We start from the raw sequence: 17111 nt of genomic DNA on the forward strand, positions 1-17111 counted from the left end.
AGTCCTCAGCGGTCCAGCGCATAACCTTACCGGAAACGCGGGATTTTATTCCGGAAAGTTCTCCCCCTCGCGAGGGCGGCTCATTGCCCGGGCTCGGCTGTGATCGCCGGCAGCGCGAGCACCCTGCGGGCCCAGATGGAATACTCGTCCGTGGCGGCGGAGGCGGCGAGGCGCTGCCTCAGCAGAAGGATGCGGCCGATGTCGCTGACTCTCATGGCATTGCCCTGTTCGTGGAGAAGCGCGAGGCCTTCTAACAGATCCGGGAACCACGGCGGGACCGCACCGCGTGGCTGGGGCACAGCCCAGAGCTGGCCCTCCCGCATCCACGCGCCGAGGTGCACTTGGCGGCCGTCCGGCGACATGATGGCGCGCACGCCCTCGGCATCGAAGCCCATGCCGCTGAAGTTCCCCGGGTGGTGGACGCTCACGCGCTCGCCCCGGGCGGTGTCCCAAAAGCTGAAGCCCGTGTGATCGAGCACCATCAGGCACTTCCCGTCCGCGGTGAAGCGCACGGTGGCGGCGGAGCTGGGCTGGTGCATCGGGCGCGAGGCGGGCGTGCCGGTGAGCGGGTCCCACAGGCGCGCGGTGCCATCGCGGCACGAGGTGGCCAGCAGCCTGCCATCCGGGCTGTATTCCAGATGGGCCAGCCACGTCGCGTGCAGCATCGGCTGACCGATGGGGCGGCCCGTGGCGGCATCCCAGACGCGGGCCGTGCCATCGTAGGAGGCGGTGGCGACATGCCTGCCATCCGGGCTCCAGCTTCCGGCGATGATCGCGTCGGTGTGGCGGGTGAAAGACGCGAGCTTCTTCCCCCCGTGGAGATTCCACACGTGTGCGACGCCGTCCGTGGACCCGGAGAGGAAGCGGTCGCTGCCATCCGGGGCGAAGCGCAGCACCTTCACCTCGCCCGGGTGAGCCAGTGTCTGCACCAGCTTGCCCGTGGCGGTGTCGGAGATGCGGATGTGGCCGTCATTGTGACCGGCGATGATGCGCGTGCCATCGCGCGAGATCGCCGACGGGCGGATCGCTCCGGGATGGTGGACCGGCGGCCACAGCGGCTGCCGCGTCGCCAGCGTCCACCCGTGCAGCCAGCCATTTTCGGTGAGCGCATACAGGCGCGCTCCATCCGGTGAAAAGTGGAAGCCATACACGTCGCCCTTCGTCGGCTCGTCCAGCACCACGCGACCGGTGGCGAGTTCGTAAACGTAGGCGCGGAAATCCGGCGAGATGCTGAGGCAGGCGAGCTTGCCATCCGGGCTCAGGCGATTGATCGCGATCTCATTGACCTTCCCCGGCACCTGTCGCTGCGGCGGGCGCGTCACGGACGAGCGCCACACCGTCATCACCGTTGGCGATCCCGCACGCGCGCGCTGCGTGGTGAGCACCGTCTTGCCATCATGCGAGACGTCCACGTCCGCGGCCCTGTCCACCATGTCGAAGCGGATGGGATGGCACAGCGCCTCGCCCGTCCCGGCATCCCACGCGATGACCTGGCCATCCCGCCCCGAGCTGACCATGCGGCTGCCATCGGGCGAGGAAACGAGCACGGTGGGATTGTAGAGGTGCTTCATCGTCGGCGAGGTCTTCACGCCGGAATTCGTCTCGTACATCGCGAGCTCGTTCCCGCCCACGGTGAGGGTCACGCGCGAGCCCGCGGCATCCAGCGTCACCAGATCCACGGGTGAAGGCGAGCTGTCGATCTCGCATCGCGCCTCGTTCGTGGCGGCATCCCACACGCGTACGGTGAAGCGACCGTCTGCCAGGGCAAAGCGTTGCCCGCCCGCCGCCAACGCCCCGTTTCCGAACTCCTCCTTGGCATGCACCTCGACCAAGCGCCTGCCTGATGCGACCTCGATGAGCGAGGCGTGCCTGGCATTCCACACCAGCGCGCGAGATCCATCCGCGGAGATCGCCGCCCTGCGCACGCCGCCTTCGACGGTGAGCACCTTAGGCATCACATGCGGCACGGCGCAGGACCACACCTCCGCCGACTCCGCCGAGTGCCCGAGCAGGTGCGTGCCATCCGCGGAGAACTTCAGGAAACCGAGCGCGGTTTTTCCTCCGCGTGGCAAGGCGACGGGTGAAGCCTGTGCGCTCTCCCATGCCAAGAGCGGCCCGCCATCCATCGCCACCGCGAGCGCCAGTGGTCCGCCCGAGACGGCGAGTGACTTCGCCGCGTCATCCAGCGGCAGCCGTGCGATCTCCGCGCCGCTCTCCGCATTCCACGCCCGCACAATACGATCCCTGCCTGCCGCGGCAAACCAGCTCCCGTCCGGTGCGAGGCGCGGCGCTGTGGCGGGCGGTCCGTCCAGCGTGACCGGTGGCCCGGCGGGGCAGGGGAAAGGCTGCTGGTCCACCACGGACATCGCCAGCATCGCGGCGGGCCAATTTCCCGGCTCGGCCCGCAACAGCGTGGCCAGTTTTGCAAGTGCCTCCGGGCCGGCATTCGTATCGATCTCCCGCACGATGCCGGTCCAGTGCAGGTGCTCTAGCACCTCCTGCTGGTGCCTGCGTGCCGCCTCCGCGCGGCTCCATTGCCAGGAGACGCCGCCCAGCCCGAGGACCAGCGCGAGCGCCAGTGCCGCGAGCAGGCTGGAGATCCCCGGACGCCGCCGCGCCCAGCGCCACACGGCCTCCGGCGCGGTGACCGGTCGCGCCATGATGGAGCGTCCGGAAGAGTAGCGCTCCAGATCCTCCGCCAGTGCGTGCGCGGTGGCGTAGCGGCTGCCCGGCTCCTTCGCCAGGCACTTCATGCAGATCGTGGCGAGGTCGCGCGGCACGCCTTGCAGGGGCGCGGGCATTTCATCCACCACCATGCGCGCGGTGGCGAGGGGCGATAGACCGGTGAAGGGCGGCCTGCCGGACAGCAGCTCGTAAAGCACCGCGCCGAGGCCATACACATCCGTCGCCGTGGTCACGTCACGGAGCCTGCCATCCGCCTGCTCCGGTGCCATGTAGCTGGGGCTGCCCATCACCGCCAGCGAGAGCGTCCGCACGTTGTCCGGCTCGTGCTCGTGGATCATCTTCGCCAGGCCGAAGTCCGTGATCTGCGGCTCCCCGTTTTCATCCACGAGGATGTTCGACGGCTTCAGGTCGCGGTGCAGCACGCCGCGGTCGTGGGCGAAGGCGACCGCATTCGCGACCTTCGCCATCATCGTCGCGATGGCCCCGTGGGCATCGCCTCCTGCGGCGCGGTCCAGTGCGGTAGCCCAGCCCGCGACATTCCGCCCGCCGAGCACCAGCCGCATGGAAAAGAAGTGCTGCAGCTCGTGCTCCCCGATTTCGTAAACCGGCACGATATTCGGGTGGTCGAGCCGTGCCGCGGCGGCGGCTTCCTTGCGGAAGCGCTGCACCGTCTCCCCGGTGGCCAGCTCGCCCGCGAGGATCATTTTCACCGCCACCTCGCGACCGAGGCTGATCTGTCGCGCGCGATAGACGATGCCCATGCCGCCGCGCGCGATCTCCTCCAGCAGCTCGAAGTCGCCGAAGCCGCGCACCTGCGGTGCCCCGAGCAGATCGTCGTCCTCCGTCTCCACGAAGATGCCGAAGCCGCTGCCCCTCCCGATCCCGACGCCGAACCCGAGCAGGCAACGCGGGCACTGCCCGAGCGGCGCGCCGGGTGGAATGGCGGAGCCGCAGAGCGGGCAGGTGTCGGCCGGATCGGCGGATGTCGGATCGTGGGGAGGCATGGTCCGTGGGAGGTGCGGGCTTGTCTCTCTACTCACCGGTGCCCGCGGATTTCTTACACACCCGCAACGACATTCATCAGATGGGCCAGCTCGGCCTCCACCTCATCGGAAGTCTCCACCGTCTCCGCGATCGCTTCGCGCAGCAACTCGCCATAGCGCCGCCGCATGCGGTGGACAGCCACGGCCACGGCACCCTCGCTGATGCCGAGCTGCCGTCCCAGCTCGCGATGGCCCGTGCGGTCGAATTTCCCCGCCAGGCAGGGCAGCAGTGCCCGGAAGACCTCGCCACGGCCGGCACGCTCGTAGTCCTCGCCGAGTCGCTTGCCCGTCTGCTCCAGCAGGGAAAAAGCCCAGCTCCGCTCGAATTGCGCGTCCGGCGTGAGCGGCCCCGCGGGCTCGAGCGCAAATCGTCGCTCCGCCTCCACCTCGTCGATGGGGACGAAGGAAACGCCGCCGCCGCGTTTCAGCGCAGATTTGTGGCGCTGCTCGTGGCCCAGGTGATTCTTGATCGCGCCTAACAGGAAGGACCTGAAGCGGCCCTTCCCCGGCGTCGCGCGCGCCAGCATATCCCCGGACAGCAGATGGAGGAAGAAGCCCTGCGTCAGATCCTGCGCGTCCGGCACCGCATGGCCGCAGCGCCGCAGATAGGCGTAGAGCGGATACCAGTAGCTCTGGCAGAGCTTTGCCATCGCATCCTCGCAACCGTCCTCACCGGCGCGGAGGATCAGGCTCCACCGCGTCGTCTCGAATGCATGCGACCCGTCGGGCGCGGCTGGAGAGTGGGGGCGGGACTCCATCGGACGGCCCGCAGCATCACTTTCCCGTCCGGAGGTTCAAGTCCCGCGTGCTGCCATCCTAGTGGGAGCGCCCCCCTTGGGAGCGCCGGTCATTAGACCGGCCCGAGTGTCCTAGGACTGCCCGAGTCACCCATCGTTGTCGCACTGGCGAAAGTGCGGAGGATGTCCCTGTAGCGGACTTCTTCCGCGGCCTCAGCTTTCCAGAGCCAAAGGCCTCAGCTCACCACGTCCGCGGGTTCAGTTCTCCGGGGCCAGAGGCTTCATCTCTCCACGTCTGCGGGTTCGGCTCTTGAGGGCCAAAGGCCCGACCATCCCTCAGCCCGGGCCAACGGCCCGGGAAAAGCATCGCAGTGAGGGTGGCGGCCTGAAGGGCCGCGATACGTGCGGAGGGGTTTCAGTCGGAAGCCCACGAAGCAAAAGCCATGCGTGAAGGCGCGCCGTCCGGGTGGGGGCGGCGTTTGTTTGACTGACCGGCCTGCATCCTATCGCCGCCCTTCAGGCCGCCGACCTGTGTCGATAGCCAACCCCGGCCGTTGGCCGGGGCTGAGGGATGGCCGGACCGTTGGTCCTGGAAACCCGGGCTTCTGACGGCAGGCCTTGCACGCTTTACCTGCTGCTCCGGTGGCGTCACCACCGCGACCACGGCGGGAAATTACCTGCTCCTCCGGCTGCTCAATACTCAATCTGGAAACGCTCTAACAAAAAGACCGGCCCGCAGTTTCCTGCGGACCGGCCGGGGAGGGTGCCGGGGTGTTAGTCCGGCAGATTCCTAGTGGGGGAAAATCACCACGTCATCCACCACGGCGCGCTCCGTGGAGCCGCCGGTGCGGGCGCTGAAGCCGAAGCGTCCATCCTCCGGTAGCGTGAAGCCGGGCAGCGCGACATCCGTGAAAAGCGTCACGCCATTGAAAACAACGCTCACACCGGCGGTCGCGTCGTAGCGGACCTCGACGGGAACGGTGACCCCGTTCGTGAAGGGATTCGTCGGGTTGTGGGCCACCGCCGTGCCGTCGCGGAAGATCCGGACCCCGATGGAGCCGTCGCCGCCGTTGTTATACGTGTCAAAGCTGATCGTCAGGTTCCGCGCCGTGCCGGGGCCGTCCTCGCGCCAGGTGCCGGTGCCCAGATCACCCACGGAGAAGGCCACGCCATCGGCAGGATTGACGTGACCTGCCGGGCCGAGATTCAGCGTGAAGCGCGCGGTGAAGCCGCTCATGCCGGAACCTGTCACCGGGCCATCCAGCACGACTGCACCCTGCTGACCTCCGCCCGTCTCATCGGTGAGCTGGATCCCCTGGCTCGTCCAGATCGCATGGCCCCGCAGCGAGGCCGCACCCGGGCCGGAGCTGAAGTCATTCACATACGACGGAAGCGTTAGCACCTTCACCCGGCCAAAGCGACGCGTGCCTCCGGTGCTATCCGTCACCGTGACGCGCTCCCATGCGGCATCCAGCGACGTGACGCTGGCCGCGGCGAAACCGAGCTTCGTCCATGTCACGAGATCGCTGCTCGCCTCCACCGCATAGGTGATGCCGGGGCGGCTCGCGGCCTTGCGACGGACAAAGGTGAGCGTGAGCCGGCCTTCCTCATCCAGCTCCATGCGAGGCAGGCCGGCGCTACCATCGGCGGCCAGCACGGATGCGTTTGGCTTCCCAAGGTCGGCCGGTTGGCTTGCCAGGTTGAAGGCGAACTTGAGCAAATTCGACACGCCATCACCGGAGGGATTCCCCTCGTCCTGCGAACCGTCCGAGGCGAGCCCCATCTGGGATCTCCAGCTCGCCAGACCATCGCGGATCACGAAGAACGCGCTGGCCGTTGTGGATGGCGCGTAGCCCGGACCGTAGGCCACTGCGCGCACCGTGGCCGTCTCCGCGAGCGCAAAGGCCTGCGTGTAGATGCTGCCATGCGTCGCCGTGGGAGTGGTGCCATCCAGCGTGTAGCGGATCACCGCGGCGGGCGAGGCGGTGGCCAGCGTCACCGTCGCACTGCCGTCGAAGGCACCACCGGCCTCCGTGAATGCCGGTGTGGCGGCGGGCTCGGGCACGCGCTCGTAGGCACCGATGTCCGGCAGCGCTCCTTGCGGACGGGCAATGCCGCGCTGGTCCGTGGTGATCCCCGCGATGACGACGGCGGCATCGACCGCAGGGCTGCCAAAGGCAAGCGCCACGGTCGGCATGCCGCCGCCATTGCTGTTGGACGCGGCGAGGATGCCTGCATTCGTGGCGGAGAGATTCAGCAGGTTGTTAGACGAGGCACCTGCGAGTGCCGGCCCGTGAACGTCGGCACCGGCAGGCGCGGTGTTTCCGGCCACGATCGTATTCACCGCGGTGAGGCCCGAGGCCCAGAGATTCAGCCCGCCGCCCTGCTCCGTGGCGGTATTGTGGGCGATGGTCGCGTGCTGCACCGTGGCGGAGCCATTGCTGTGATGGTAGCCGCCGCCGCGTTTGGCGGTGTTTCCGGTGATCGTGCAGTTCTGCAGCGTGGTCGCGGCATTTAGGGAGAAGATGCCGCCGCCCTCATCGAGCGCCGTGTTTTGGTCAAAGGTGCATTCGGTGGCGTTCAGCGTGCTGAGGTTGCAGATGGCTCCGCCGTTCTTCGCGCGGTTGCCGGTGAGGCGCACGCGATGCAGGTCGAGGCGGCCGATGTTCCAGGCGACTCCGCCGCTGTCGGTGGCGCTAATTTCACCGCCGGTCAGCACCAGGTTCTTCAGCGTGAGGAAGGCATTTGTCTCCACAAGGAAGAGCCGCCGCGAGGCCCCCGGCGCATTGAGCGCGAGGGTCACGGGCGCTCCGCTGCCACCATCGATGGTGAGCGTTCCCACCGCGACCAGCGCGGTATCGTAGCCGGATGTCCACCCGTCCGTGAGTGTCACCGTCTGCCCTGCGAGTGCGGGGGCAAAGGTGATGGTCTGCGCACCCGCGAGAGTGCGCGCGTGCGCCACGGCTTCGCGCAGGCTGGTCTTGTTATCCAGATTGTCCGTGGTGTCCGTCGCGAGGTCCACCACCAGACGCGGCGCTTCCGTCACCTTCACTGTGAATTTCGCCGCCGCGCCATTGACCGTGTAGGTCACCTCATGGGTGCCGACACCGGCGGCGGCCGGATTGAAATTCGACCCGCTCACGCCCGGCCCGCTGAAGCTGCCTCCCGTGGTCTGCGGCCCGGACGCGGCGAGGAGATCGAAGGAGGCATCGGTCACCTTCCGCGTGAGCCCTGCCGTGGCGGCGGCATTGAAGGTCGGCAGGTTGATGCACGTGAAGGACGTGGAAACCGCCGCGTTGCTGGCGATGAGCCGGAAGGTGCCCGCCACGTTGTTCGCCGTGAACTCGGGGGCAATGATCCTGCCGCTGGCATTCGAAGTCCCGATGCCGCGCGGCGCATCGAAAGGGAATCTTGCCGAGGCGCCGCCAGCCTCGCTCTCGATGGTGAACGAGACCGAGTGATTGTTTCCAAGGGCCACACCATCGGAGTCGCGGACGGTCAGGACTTCCGGGCGCGGGAAAATCGTCCCGACCGGTGTGCTCAGGGTCGCCACCAGGGGGTCATACTTGTCGATGACCCTCACCCAGGCCGTCCTGCTATCCGCCACCGTGGGTCCGGCATTGCTGACGCGCACCCAGAAGCTCGTGTTCTTCATCAGTGGCGCAGTCTCGAAGCTCCCCGTGGTCGTCGTGCCGACGTGCTTCGAGGTATCCGGTGCGACACCCTCGTACCAGTTGTAAACAAGGTCGGTGCCGCGCGCGCCGATGGTGTAGGTCCGCCGGTAGCCCTTGAAGGCGGACCCGTCAAACATCCCGTCCTGCTCGTAGATCTCGGCTGGCGCGATCCCGGTGACGACCGCATCATTGCTGTCCGTGTAGGTGAATGGGGAGAATACCGAAGCCCGGCAGAAGTAACTGGCACTGCCGGGTGCGGTCATGACCGGGGGCGTGTAGCTGGTGCCCGTGGCACCGGGAATCAGCGTGGCCGACTGGAAGGCATGGCGCGACCCCTTGTACCACTGGTAGCTCATCTCGCGCGGGTCATCCCGCAGGACGGCAGTGACGGTCAGGGTGGTGGTGCCGGGGAGATTGACGTAGGTGTTGGCCGGATGCTTCGTGAAGAACGGCGAATTCTGGAACTCATAGTGGAAGCCCGTGAAGGTATTCAGGACGCTGGGCGATTCGGTGCGATGGCCCGCCCAATTCAGGCCCAGCCAGCCCACTCCCGAGTTCGTGGCCGCCGTGACCGTCCAATGCAGGTTTGATCCGGGCGTGGTCGGCACCACGCTCGTGATGGTCGCCGGAAAAGTGGGCTCCGAGAAAGCGAAGTTCTGCGCGGTGACTCCGGCGATCGGTTCGTCGAAGGACACTTTCCACCGGACGGAGGCCGCCGTGGTGGGAGTCGGGTCGAGTTGGACGATGTCCGTGACCTGCGCGCTCTGGAGAACGGTGACCCGGACGTGGTGGGTGGGTCCTTCCGCCGGCCCATAGCTGAAGGGAATCGTGATGACGGAGCCCGCAGGCAGCGTCTTCGGATAGACCCTCAGGGCCTTGCCGGGATGAATCCGGTTCGACGCCTTGCTGGGGTCAGGGGCGAAAGTCCCGAGCGAGGGCCAGACCGCCACGGCTGCCACCCCGGTCACACTCGCCATGCGGGCGACCGATGGCGAAGGATCCGTATAGAAGTGAAGCAGTTGGCCCGAGGTATTCGTGATATCCACGGAGTTGTCGCGGCCCGGAAGATTCGGCGCGACGGTGGCGGTGATGTCTTGGGCTCCAAGTCTGGCCGACGAAATCACCAGCGCCACGAGGAGGGAAAAGAGGAGGGGGATCTTCACGATGAAATGCTATGTCATCGTGATCCTCACCCGCGGACCGCCCATCCTTACCGCCTTCCCGAAAAATTCCGCCGGCATTTTTCGCGCCGCAGACATCTTCGAGGGCGCTTCCACCGCCCACGAAAAAGGCCCGGATTTCTCCGGGCCTTGATTCACAATAGATGGTGCTCGAGGGGGGACTCGAACCCCCACGGATTACTCCACTAGATCCTTAGAGAGACGCGCAACCCGTTGAAATTGTTGACTTGGTGGAATCCCTTAGAGCCGTATGGGCATCGATTTTCGTTTCTACAGGTCCGACAGATACCGACCTAACGTTTCATCGGACGAAATCGGATTTCAGCCAGCCTTGAGGTCCAGCCACGGCGCGATGGTGGCAGCTCCCTCTGGCATGAGATCGAACCAGGCTTCCCCCTGCTGCCTCGTCCGTGGATTGTGGTAGTGCCCGTGGAGCATCTCCTCGCTGGTGCCCATCTCCTCCGCCACGGTGATGAGATTCCGGAGCACGCCATTCCGATACGATGCGTAGCTGTGCCGAAGCGCGTCCTGAGGCCACTTGGTAAACCGCTCGGGAAAGCGCTTCGCGAGCGCCTTCCCCCACACCGTGGTGGCGCGTGGGTGGACCTCCGTGGGATTCTCCGTGCAGATCGGCCCTGTCCAGGTAGGCCCGGCGCCGGCGGCTTCGAGCCACGCGCGGGTGACGGGGTGTAGCGGCACGATTCGCGCACGTCCGGTCTTCGCCACTTCCGCCGGGATCCGGATGACGTTCCACTCCCAATCGATGAACTCCCACCGCATCCGCGGCTTGGGATTGTCTTCCTTGGGAGCGAGCTCTTCCGGGCGGATGCCCTCGAAGGCACCGAGTACCACGATCGGAAACCACTTCCGTTCCACGATTGAGAGGAGGAAGAGCAGCTCGTCGGGCTCGAAGATCTCGAGCTTGCCCTTTGGTGCCTCGATCGAAGGGAGACGGTCGGCGAGCGTGGTGGGTTCGTTGCCGGCGATGCCGTCCTTGAGTGCCCATCGCCAGAAGTTCACCAAGTAGCCACGGATCGCCTTCTTACGCGCCGGGCCCGCGGTGCCGGTGCGGTTGGTCCACCACTGCTCCAGCTCCCCGATCTGGATGTCCGTGAGCATCACGTTTGCGAAGTCGGCCGCGAGAGCATCCATGTCGCGCTTCACCTGGGCGAGGTGGGGAGTGGCGTCCTTGCCGGCCATCTTCCATGCGAGGAAGCGGGTGACAGCGTCCCGCACCTTGCTGCTCTTCTTCCGGCTCGCGAGGAACTGCAGCACGGCCTCTTGGTCTGCCACCGAGCATTCGCGCTCGATCGCCTCGTGGAAGGCAAGGCGCGCCGGCGGGAGAGCGGTCCAGATGGTGCCGCGCTGCTCGATGTCCTCGAGCGTCTTTTCGGCGGTGGCCTTCGCCTCATCCTTCGTCGGGCGGGTGATGTACTGCCATTTGTCGAGCGCCGTGCGCCTCCAGGCAAAGCGCCAGCCATCACCGTAGGGATAGACCGTGAGGTGGGAATTTCCTCGCGAGACGCGGAATGTTTTACGCGCAGGCATGATGCTGTTCTTGGGGTTGAGCATGGCCCTAATCAGCGCGCTTCACTCCAACGTTTAAGGTCGATCATCTCCGGATACCCCAGCACCTTGACAAGGGTGTATTGGATATCACCGGGCTGAAGAAGATACTCCCTAGGAAAGGCGGAATTAATGTGGCGAGCGATGGGAACGCCCTTTGAAGTTGCTTTTTCCCCTTCTATGCTCGAGCGGAAGTAAAGTTCACCGATGCCGAACCCGTGCGGGGTGTTGTATACGACGACTTGTCCTGCCTCTGGGAAATCCAGATAGTGCCATGGATCAAGAGCGACTAGGGCACCACTAGGGATTTGTGGGTGCATGCCCTTCCCGTAAACACGCATTATGTTGCCCCAGCCTCCGCTAGAAAGCAGGTGAACCCAATCGTCACGGTGTGTAAGCGGTGCTCGTCCCCCGGCAAGTGCATATCCGCACGCTGCCTGACCTAGGAACGGCTGAAAGCGGCCCTTATGGTGAATGCCGAGGACTCGCTCGTCATCGTCCTCAGGCACCTTGAATTCAGGACTCTCCCAGTAGTCTTCGAGCTGTTTGAGAAACTCGCCAGGTTTTGTTTCGACCAGTTGCACTAACTGGCGGTGCTCTGCGTCAAGTCGTTCGGCGCGCTCAGTCCGATAATGATGCTCCGTAACTACGCGTCTAACAACGTCATCAGGAAGTTGGTCGTAGGGAGAAGAGTGGGGATCCGTTAGTTGGCTTGTTACCGTAACCGGAAACTCGATCTGACCAGTGGCTTCAAATGCACGGAGAACGGCATCTAGCGCTTGGCGAGTGATCTCCGCGCGGGATAGCGGGCTCTCTTTCTCCAGAGCTTCTAACCTCTCGACCATCTTTGGATTCAGACGAACGGTGAGATTCACATCTTTTATTTCTCTGGCCATAAATGAGTTGTGATTGCACGCACGTGTTCGCACACAAAATGATTTGCGTCAATTTAATGTGCGGTGTATGTGCTTTTCGTGTGCGCTGAAGATGCCGCGCGCCTTTATTCAATCGAATCTGAAGATGAGCACCAAAAAGACCAACATCACCGTAAGAGCCCGCCCCGAATTGATCTCCAACATTGAACGAATCGCCAAGGCGAACTGCTCCAGTAACGGTCGCATCATCGAGCTAGCGTGTGAGCGTTTGGTGGACGAAGTCCGCCAAACTGGCCGACTTCCCCTTCCCCCCGTCGAGCTTGAACCCGCTATCACGGAGGGCTGATTCGATGACATTCTCCCCTGAACAAGAGGCACGCGTCATCGCAGAAGCAGCGAGGATCATTGCCGAGCAAGCGATACGAGAGGCGGGCAGCGCTAAGCGCCTCGTCACCTTCCCTATCCCCACCATTTGCCAGATGACGGGACTCTCCCGGCACACCGTGCCGCAGCGGATGCCCATCACTGAAACCACCCCCGGCAAGCACGGGGTCACCTTGGAAAACTTGGAGAACTATCTGGACGGCAAGACCATCTGGCCGGGTCAAAAGCGCCTTGCTTCTACAGGAAAGTGAAAGAGCCGGTGTCTTCAGCACCGGCCCCTTCGAAGTCGTAACCCTGATTGATTAGACGTGAAAACCTTAGCAACCAAAAGACCGGCCGTCAACGCCGGGAAAACTCAGAAGCGGATCCAACCGACAGCCGCTCCCGCTTCGGGGAAATCCGAAGTCCTTCGCATCGAGGTGCCCCGCGCTGACCTCGACGTATTTACTGCCTTCGCTGATCACTTCGCGCTCACGCCCGAGATGGTGATGGAGCATGCGGTTTTCGCGCAGGTCATCGCGTTTGGCGACACGGCGCTTGGAGGCCTCGCATGGTTCGATTCCAGGCCTCCAGGCGAAGACCTCGTGATGACCGAACTGTCTTTCGCTCGCGATGCATTAGACCTGCTGGAGTTCGTAGCCTCTACGCTCCGAAGGACTATCGAGGAGCTTGTTGCCAACTTTCTCCGAGAAGAGGCCGACTCCTATGCCGGCGAGATGGAACAAGCTTTGGCAGGAGACGGCATCGACAGCCATATCGACCTGCCACATCAGGCCCAGCGGGTCCTTGCATCCGAACTTGCCGCTCGGCGAGGAAGGCTGCCGAAAGACGGCAACAAAAAATGGGACGCGTGGGAGTGGCTGAACCTCCAGAGCTATCGCCCCGGTGCGAAACCTACTGAATCCCCAGCGAAGGAGGTGAAGCAATGAAGCCGCCTTCATCACTCGCCGCCTTTGAACGCGGCCTGAAGGAAGACCACGCCCAGGAGGAAGCGCGCAAGCTCGAGGTGCTCGGGATCGAACTGGAGAAGCCGAAGAAGCGGTCTGCCACGCGTATGAAGGCGTCGGCTCGGGACCAGAAGTGCCTTCGAACGAACATCGGCATCCAGCCTGAACTCGGAGACCAGCTCGAACGGGTCGCGCATGCGCTCGAACTCTCACCGCTCGACGTGGGAAGGATGATTCTGGCTGCTGGCATCGAGGCAGTCGTCTGCCAGATCGAAGCGACGGGTAACGTCGTCCTCCCACTCCGGCTCGAGGTCCGGCGTCAGAGTTCCACCAACGGCACTCGGTATCTCCGCACGGTTACGCCTGAGCGCTTCGAGAGCCTTCGAGGCCTCTTCGCCAGACCCCTTGCCCGATGGTGTCGGGGTAAGCACGCGGGCGACCGTACCGGAGAGCTGATGCCGCCGCCACCACCGGAGCCGACCGCAACAAACACCGGCATTGGAAATGCCACCATCATCGCCTGGAACCCATGAGCACTCCCACCGACTACGAACGAGGCCTTGCCGATGGCCGGAAGGAGCGCGCTGCCGAAGTACAGAAGCTCGCAGACGCGCTGAACAAAGCGATCTCGGAGAATCTGACCCTTCGCTCGAAGACTTTCACCCACCTCGATGCCGTCTCCCGGCAAGGCTATCACGCCTCGGTCGCGCGCCCGATAGACTGACCCCTCTCATGCCCCAAAGACTTCTCAGGGAAGGAATCCTCACCTCCGACCGGGTGGACAAGCTGTCCAATCCCGACGAGGTCTTCTATCGCCGACTCATGTCGGTGGTGGATGACTTCGGGCGGTTCGATGCTCGCCCAGCCATTCTCAGATCCTCACTCTACCCCTTGCGCATCGAACGGGTGCGAGAGGCCGACATTGTCCGCTCTCTGGCGTCCTGCCAAGAGGCCGGCTTGATCCGTCTCTACAACGTCGATGGCAAGGGCTACCTGACGATTCTGGACTTCCGGCAGCAGGTGCGAGCCAAGAACAGCAAATACCCCGATCCGCCCGATGAGGAGCAACCGCTGAGCAACTGCACATCGTCTGATGTACATCCGATATCAGATGATCACTTAGACGGAGACGGAGACGGAGACGGAAACGGAGACGGAGACGGAGACGGTACCCCCAAACCCCCAGAGGGGGATATCGGGCCGAGTAAAACGACAGGCAGGGTCACGGAAAGAGTCCTTCCCGACAACTGGAAGCGGATACCGAAAGGCGAGCAGAAGACTCGAAAGGTCCTTCGAAACAATCGCCTCATGGAGCGCATAGGCGGTTGGTTCAACCGAAAGCCCGAAACTCTGTGGTCGATAGCAGAAGCAGGGGCTCTCTCGCAGATCAGCCCTCCGCCAGAGGATCTGGAGCTCCTTGAGTCCTGGTACCTCGCTTCCAACGTGGGTGAGCGGGACATTCGCCGTCGAGACCTGCTAACCCTTCTCAACAACTGGAGCATCGATCTCGATCGTGCCCGACTTTGGAGCGCTGAAATGCCATGAGCGAAGATCCGATCATTCGGCAAATGCCCCACGCAATCGGACCGGAGAAGTCCGTCCTTTCGAGCTTGTTCAAAGGTGACCGTCTTCTCGATGAGAGCCCTCGTCCAGTTCATCGGGACCTCTTCTATCACGCTGCGCATCGCGCCCTTTTCGAGGACTTCGTGAGCGTAGGAAATTCGTGGGAACTTGTGTCCACCGTCCAACGTCTCCATGACAAGGGGATACTTGATCACGTGGGCGGGCCCGCGGGAGTCACCGACATCTACACCTACGCCCCGAACGGTCACCACTTCGCCCCCCATCTGGATATCCTTTGTGACCGGTATGCCCGGCGCATGGCAATCAGGGCTGCCACCGCGGCCGCTGAAGCCGCCTACGATTGTTCTGGTGAGGCCGACTATCTCGCGGCGCTAAGCGCGCCGGTGACGGCCGTCTTTGACGCCGCGGCAGATGCAGCACCGACGAAGGGCATGAAGACGCTTGCAGCAGATTTCCTTGCCCGGTTCGAACAAAAGGTTGCCGGCGAGATGATCGCCGACGGGATCATGACCGGAATTCCGGAAGTCGACCGGCACCTCCATGGTATGAAGCCTCAGCACGTTGGCATCATTAGCGGGCGATCGAGCGGAGGAAAATCCACCTTGGCCACACAGATCTTTGGAGGGCTTACCGATGCGCTATACCTCATTCTTGAGCGCACCGAACAAAGTGCCTTCGACCGTAGCGTGGTACAGGTGGCTCGCATCCACCACGGCGCTGTTTTCGATCCAAAGCAATTCGCGGAGATGAGCGGACGAAGCAGGCCCGAGAAGCGCCACCTCATCGCCATCCAGAAAGCTGTGAACCAGCTCTCAACGTCAAATCTCCACATCGTCAAACCCAGCAATCGGCGTCTGGCTACGATCTGCGCGGAGATCCGCCGCCACGTCCGGCTGAACAAGGTGAAGGTCGTATTCCTCGACCAAATAGGCCTGGTGCGTGGCGAAAGAGTCAAAGGAGATACCGGCGAGGCGGAACTGCGCGGAATTTCCAACACGCTACAGGAACTCACGCACGAACTTGCGATCTCACTGGTCGTGCTATCGCAGGTGACAGCCGACGGCGAAACGAAGAACGCCCGTGCTGTCGAGGAGGACGCCGACTGGTGGCTATCAATCATCCAGGAGCGCGACAAGAAGAAGGCGAACTTCGGTGAGCATCAGCACATCCTCATCGCGAAGGATAGCCATCACTCCTCCGGCGGAGAACGGCTGCCGCTGATCCTCGACAAGGACACCCTGCGCTTCGTGCACGGGTTTCCTGCATCCGCGGACGAACCGAAGGAAGCTGAAAAGAAGGACCGCTTCGGTAATAGCCGCCGATAACACAATCTATGAACCGACCCATCGATCCAGACCTCGACGAATCTCCCAACGTCCATGCTATGAGCGTCCCCGCGCTCCAGCGAACGCTCGTTCACGTTAGTGGCGAGCTTGCCGAGGAGCGCACAGAAAACCGGGCTCTCCGTAGGGAAATCGCAAAGCTTCAGGCGCGGCCAGCACCTCCTACCGACTCATCGCTATCGCCTATGATTGGGTATCTCGCGTGCTTGGCATCCCAATCATTCGCAGCTCGCGAACTCCTCTTCCCAAGAAAGAAGCTTCTGCTGGAGGCCGCGAAATACTTGGGCGGAGTTTCTCTCCTCATCCGGATTTTGAACAATGAAGGGCTGACCGATGCGCAGAAGGAACTTCTGAGTAGCGATCCTTCCTCGGTGGCTGATGTCCCTGACAATCTTCCGGAAGCAATAGACTTGGCACTGAAAGCTCTCGGAGATGAGAGCCTTCACCGGGAGATGGATGAACTGAATGTGGGTTTAGCGAGGCCCGGAATCAGCTCGCAAGAGACGGTCATGATTTTGGACCGGGTCAAAGAGATCAACGCGAGCCTCAGCGGTGTCCAGATGCCTACGATATTCACCGAAAGGTTTGATCGAGGCCAAGTCTCCGCCATGTGCAAATGAAGAAGGCTGACACCACCGCCATCATCCAAGCCGCGACCCCCCTCGGGCGCGAGGAGGCGATGCGACGCCTCAGCGGTGAGGACGCCAAGCCGCTCCGCGCACTGCTCTCCGACCTCGTTGATGAGTACGAGATTCAGCAGAAGGAATTCGGGGAGTGCCCGATCTGGCTCAAGCGGATGGACGGATTGACCATCGAGGCGGCGAAGGAAGTGGTCCGCGGGAAGTTGCCAGATGTCCCGGAATCAGGCGGGAAATTACCCAATAGTCCCGAGAACAGCGGTGAATCGTTGTTAAAGTCCCCGGCGAAGGAAAACTGCTGCAGGATGTGTGGATGGGAACCATGTTCTGGGCGCACGTGCCTTCATCCCCACTGCCCGCTCTCCAGCCAACTACCGGAGACAGTGACATGAAAGAATCCATCTCCTACGTCGGGATGCCGTCCGACATAGTGCGCCGCCGTAGCCGACGAAAT

The 17111-nt window shown here is 63.5% G+C and carries 14 protein-coding genes and 1 pseudogene; 9 read left to right on the forward strand and 6 right to left on the reverse strand.

Translation table 11 applies throughout. The features are described from left to right. Positions 1 to 80: 80 nt before the first annotated feature. The 4 genes and pseudogenes from OKA04_RS12185 to OKA04_RS24745 form a co-directional block, all read right to left on the reverse strand. Complete coding sequence (locus OKA04_RS12185) at positions 81 to 3689, reverse strand: serine/threonine-protein kinase (protein ID WP_264501443.1); 3609 nt, start codon at positions 3687 to 3689, stop codon at positions 81 to 83. A 53-nt stretch (positions 3690 to 3742) separates the two neighbouring features. After that, positions 3743 to 4486 (reverse strand): RNA polymerase sigma factor, encoded by a 744-nt coding sequence (locus OKA04_RS12190; RefSeq protein WP_264501444.1) that lies wholly within the window; start codon positions 4484 to 4486, stop codon positions 3743 to 3745. 769 nt (positions 4487 to 5255) lie between these two features. Beyond that, entirely contained in the window at positions 5256 to 6530 is a 1275-nt protein-coding gene (locus OKA04_RS24740) for a chitobiase/beta-hexosaminidase C-terminal domain-containing protein (protein ID WP_425503678.1), read from the reverse strand. 60 nt (positions 6531 to 6590) lie between these two features. Beyond that, positions 6591 to 9116: pseudogene (locus OKA04_RS24745) on the reverse strand (hypothetical protein); the annotation flags it as partial. 187 nt (positions 9117 to 9303) lie between these two features. Between OKA04_RS24745 and OKA04_RS12200 the strand changes: the two are divergent. Next, entirely contained in the window at positions 9304 to 9453 is a 150-nt protein-coding gene (locus tag OKA04_RS12200; RefSeq protein ID WP_264501446.1) for a hypothetical protein, read from the forward strand. A gap of 188 nt (positions 9454 to 9641) precedes the next feature. On the opposite strand, the gene OKA04_RS12205 is transcribed toward OKA04_RS12200, so the two are convergent. Then, positions 9642 to 10868: a tyrosine-type recombinase/integrase gene (locus OKA04_RS12205; RefSeq protein ID WP_264501447.1), complete on the reverse strand. Its 1227-nt coding sequence runs from the start codon at positions 10866 to 10868 to the stop codon at positions 9642 to 9644. A gap of 32 nt (positions 10869 to 10900) precedes the next feature. Beyond that, a complete protein-coding gene (locus OKA04_RS12210) occupies positions 10901 to 11782 on the reverse strand; it encodes a ribbon-helix-helix protein, CopG family (RefSeq protein WP_264501448.1) in 882 nt (293 codons plus the stop codon). A 299-nt stretch (positions 11783 to 12081) separates the two neighbouring features. Between OKA04_RS12210 and OKA04_RS12215 the strand changes: the two genes are divergently transcribed. From OKA04_RS12215 to OKA04_RS12250, 8 genes are read left to right on the forward strand one after another with little or no spacing between them, the layout of a single operon-like run. Then, positions 12082 to 12396 carry a hypothetical protein gene (locus OKA04_RS12215; RefSeq protein WP_264501449.1) on the forward strand — a complete coding sequence of 105 codons (315 nt, stop codon included), beginning with the start codon at positions 12082 to 12084 and terminating at the stop codon, positions 12394 to 12396. Between the two features lie 57 nt (positions 12397 to 12453). Next, positions 12454 to 13074: a hypothetical protein gene (locus OKA04_RS12220; protein WP_264501450.1), complete on the forward strand. Its 621-nt coding sequence runs from the start codon at positions 12454 to 12456 to the stop codon at positions 13072 to 13074. After that, positions 13071 to 13625: a hypothetical protein gene (locus OKA04_RS12225; RefSeq protein ID WP_264501451.1), complete on the forward strand. Its 555-nt coding sequence runs from the start codon at positions 13071 to 13073 to the stop codon at positions 13623 to 13625. Before OKA04_RS12220 ends, OKA04_RS12225 begins: the two co-directional genes overlap by 4 nt. Continuing rightward, positions 13622 to 13816, forward strand: a complete 195-nt coding sequence (locus OKA04_RS12230; RefSeq protein WP_264501452.1) for a hypothetical protein — start codon at positions 13622 to 13624, stop codon at positions 13814 to 13816. The genes OKA04_RS12225 and OKA04_RS12230 overlap by 4 nt, the downstream gene beginning before the upstream one ends. A gap of 8 nt (positions 13817 to 13824) precedes the next feature. Next, a complete protein-coding gene (locus tag OKA04_RS12235) occupies positions 13825 to 14637 on the forward strand; it encodes a hypothetical protein (RefSeq protein ID WP_264501453.1) in 813 nt (270 codons plus the stop codon). Beyond that, positions 14634 to 16001 (forward strand): DnaB-like helicase C-terminal domain-containing protein, encoded by a 1368-nt coding sequence (locus OKA04_RS12240; protein ID WP_264501454.1) that lies wholly within the window; start codon positions 14634 to 14636, stop codon positions 15999 to 16001. Before OKA04_RS12235 ends, OKA04_RS12240 begins: the two co-directional genes overlap by 4 nt. Before the next feature lie 8 nt (positions 16002 to 16009). Next, positions 16010 to 16639, forward strand: coding sequence for a hypothetical protein (locus tag OKA04_RS12245; RefSeq protein ID WP_264501455.1), 630 nt, complete (start codon positions 16010 to 16012; stop codon positions 16637 to 16639). Further along, positions 16636 to 17049, forward strand: a complete 414-nt coding sequence (locus tag OKA04_RS12250; RefSeq protein ID WP_264501456.1) for a hypothetical protein — start codon at positions 16636 to 16638, stop codon at positions 17047 to 17049. Before OKA04_RS12245 ends, OKA04_RS12250 begins: the two co-directional genes overlap by 4 nt. Positions 17050 to 17111 lie beyond the last annotated feature (62 nt).

Source organism: Luteolibacter flavescens (assembly GCF_025950085.1).
Taxonomy (GTDB): domain Bacteria; phylum Verrucomicrobiota; class Verrucomicrobiia; order Verrucomicrobiales; family Akkermansiaceae; genus Haloferula; species Haloferula flavescens.

Bases quoted from the DNA above. Each gene is read 5' to 3' on its own strand.
- OKA04_RS12240 (WP_264501454.1), top strand. From the start codon at position 14,634: ATGAGCGAAGATCCGATCATTCGGCAAATGCCCCACGCAATCGGACCG.
- OKA04_RS12225 (WP_264501451.1), top strand. From the start codon at position 13,071: ATGAAGCCGCCTTCATCACTCGCCGCCTTTGAACGCGGCCTGAAGGAA.
- OKA04_RS12190 (WP_264501444.1), bottom strand. From the start codon at position 4,486: ATGGAGTCCCGCCCCCACTCTCCAGCCGCGCCCGACGGGTCGCATGCA.
- OKA04_RS12200 (WP_264501446.1), top strand. From the start codon at position 9,304: ATGAAATGCTATGTCATCGTGATCCTCACCCGCGGACCGCCCATCCTT.
- OKA04_RS12185 (WP_264501443.1), bottom strand. From the start codon at position 3,689: ATGCCTCCCCACGATCCGACATCCGCCGATCCGGCCGACACCTGCCCG.
- OKA04_RS12210 (WP_264501448.1), bottom strand. From the start codon at position 11,782: ATGGCCAGAGAAATAAAAGATGTGAATCTCACCGTTCGTCTGAATCCA.
- OKA04_RS12205 (WP_264501447.1), bottom strand. From the start codon at position 10,868: ATGCCTGCGCGTAAAACATTCCGCGTCTCGCGAGGAAATTCCCACCTC.
- OKA04_RS12250 (WP_264501456.1), top strand. From the start codon at position 16,636: ATGAAGAAGGCTGACACCACCGCCATCATCCAAGCCGCGACCCCCCTC.
- OKA04_RS12230 (WP_264501452.1), top strand. From the start codon at position 13,622: ATGAGCACTCCCACCGACTACGAACGAGGCCTTGCCGATGGCCGGAAG.
- OKA04_RS12245 (WP_264501455.1), top strand. From the start codon at position 16,010: ATGAACCGACCCATCGATCCAGACCTCGACGAATCTCCCAACGTCCAT.
- OKA04_RS12235 (WP_264501453.1), top strand. From the start codon at position 13,825: ATGCCCCAAAGACTTCTCAGGGAAGGAATCCTCACCTCCGACCGGGTG.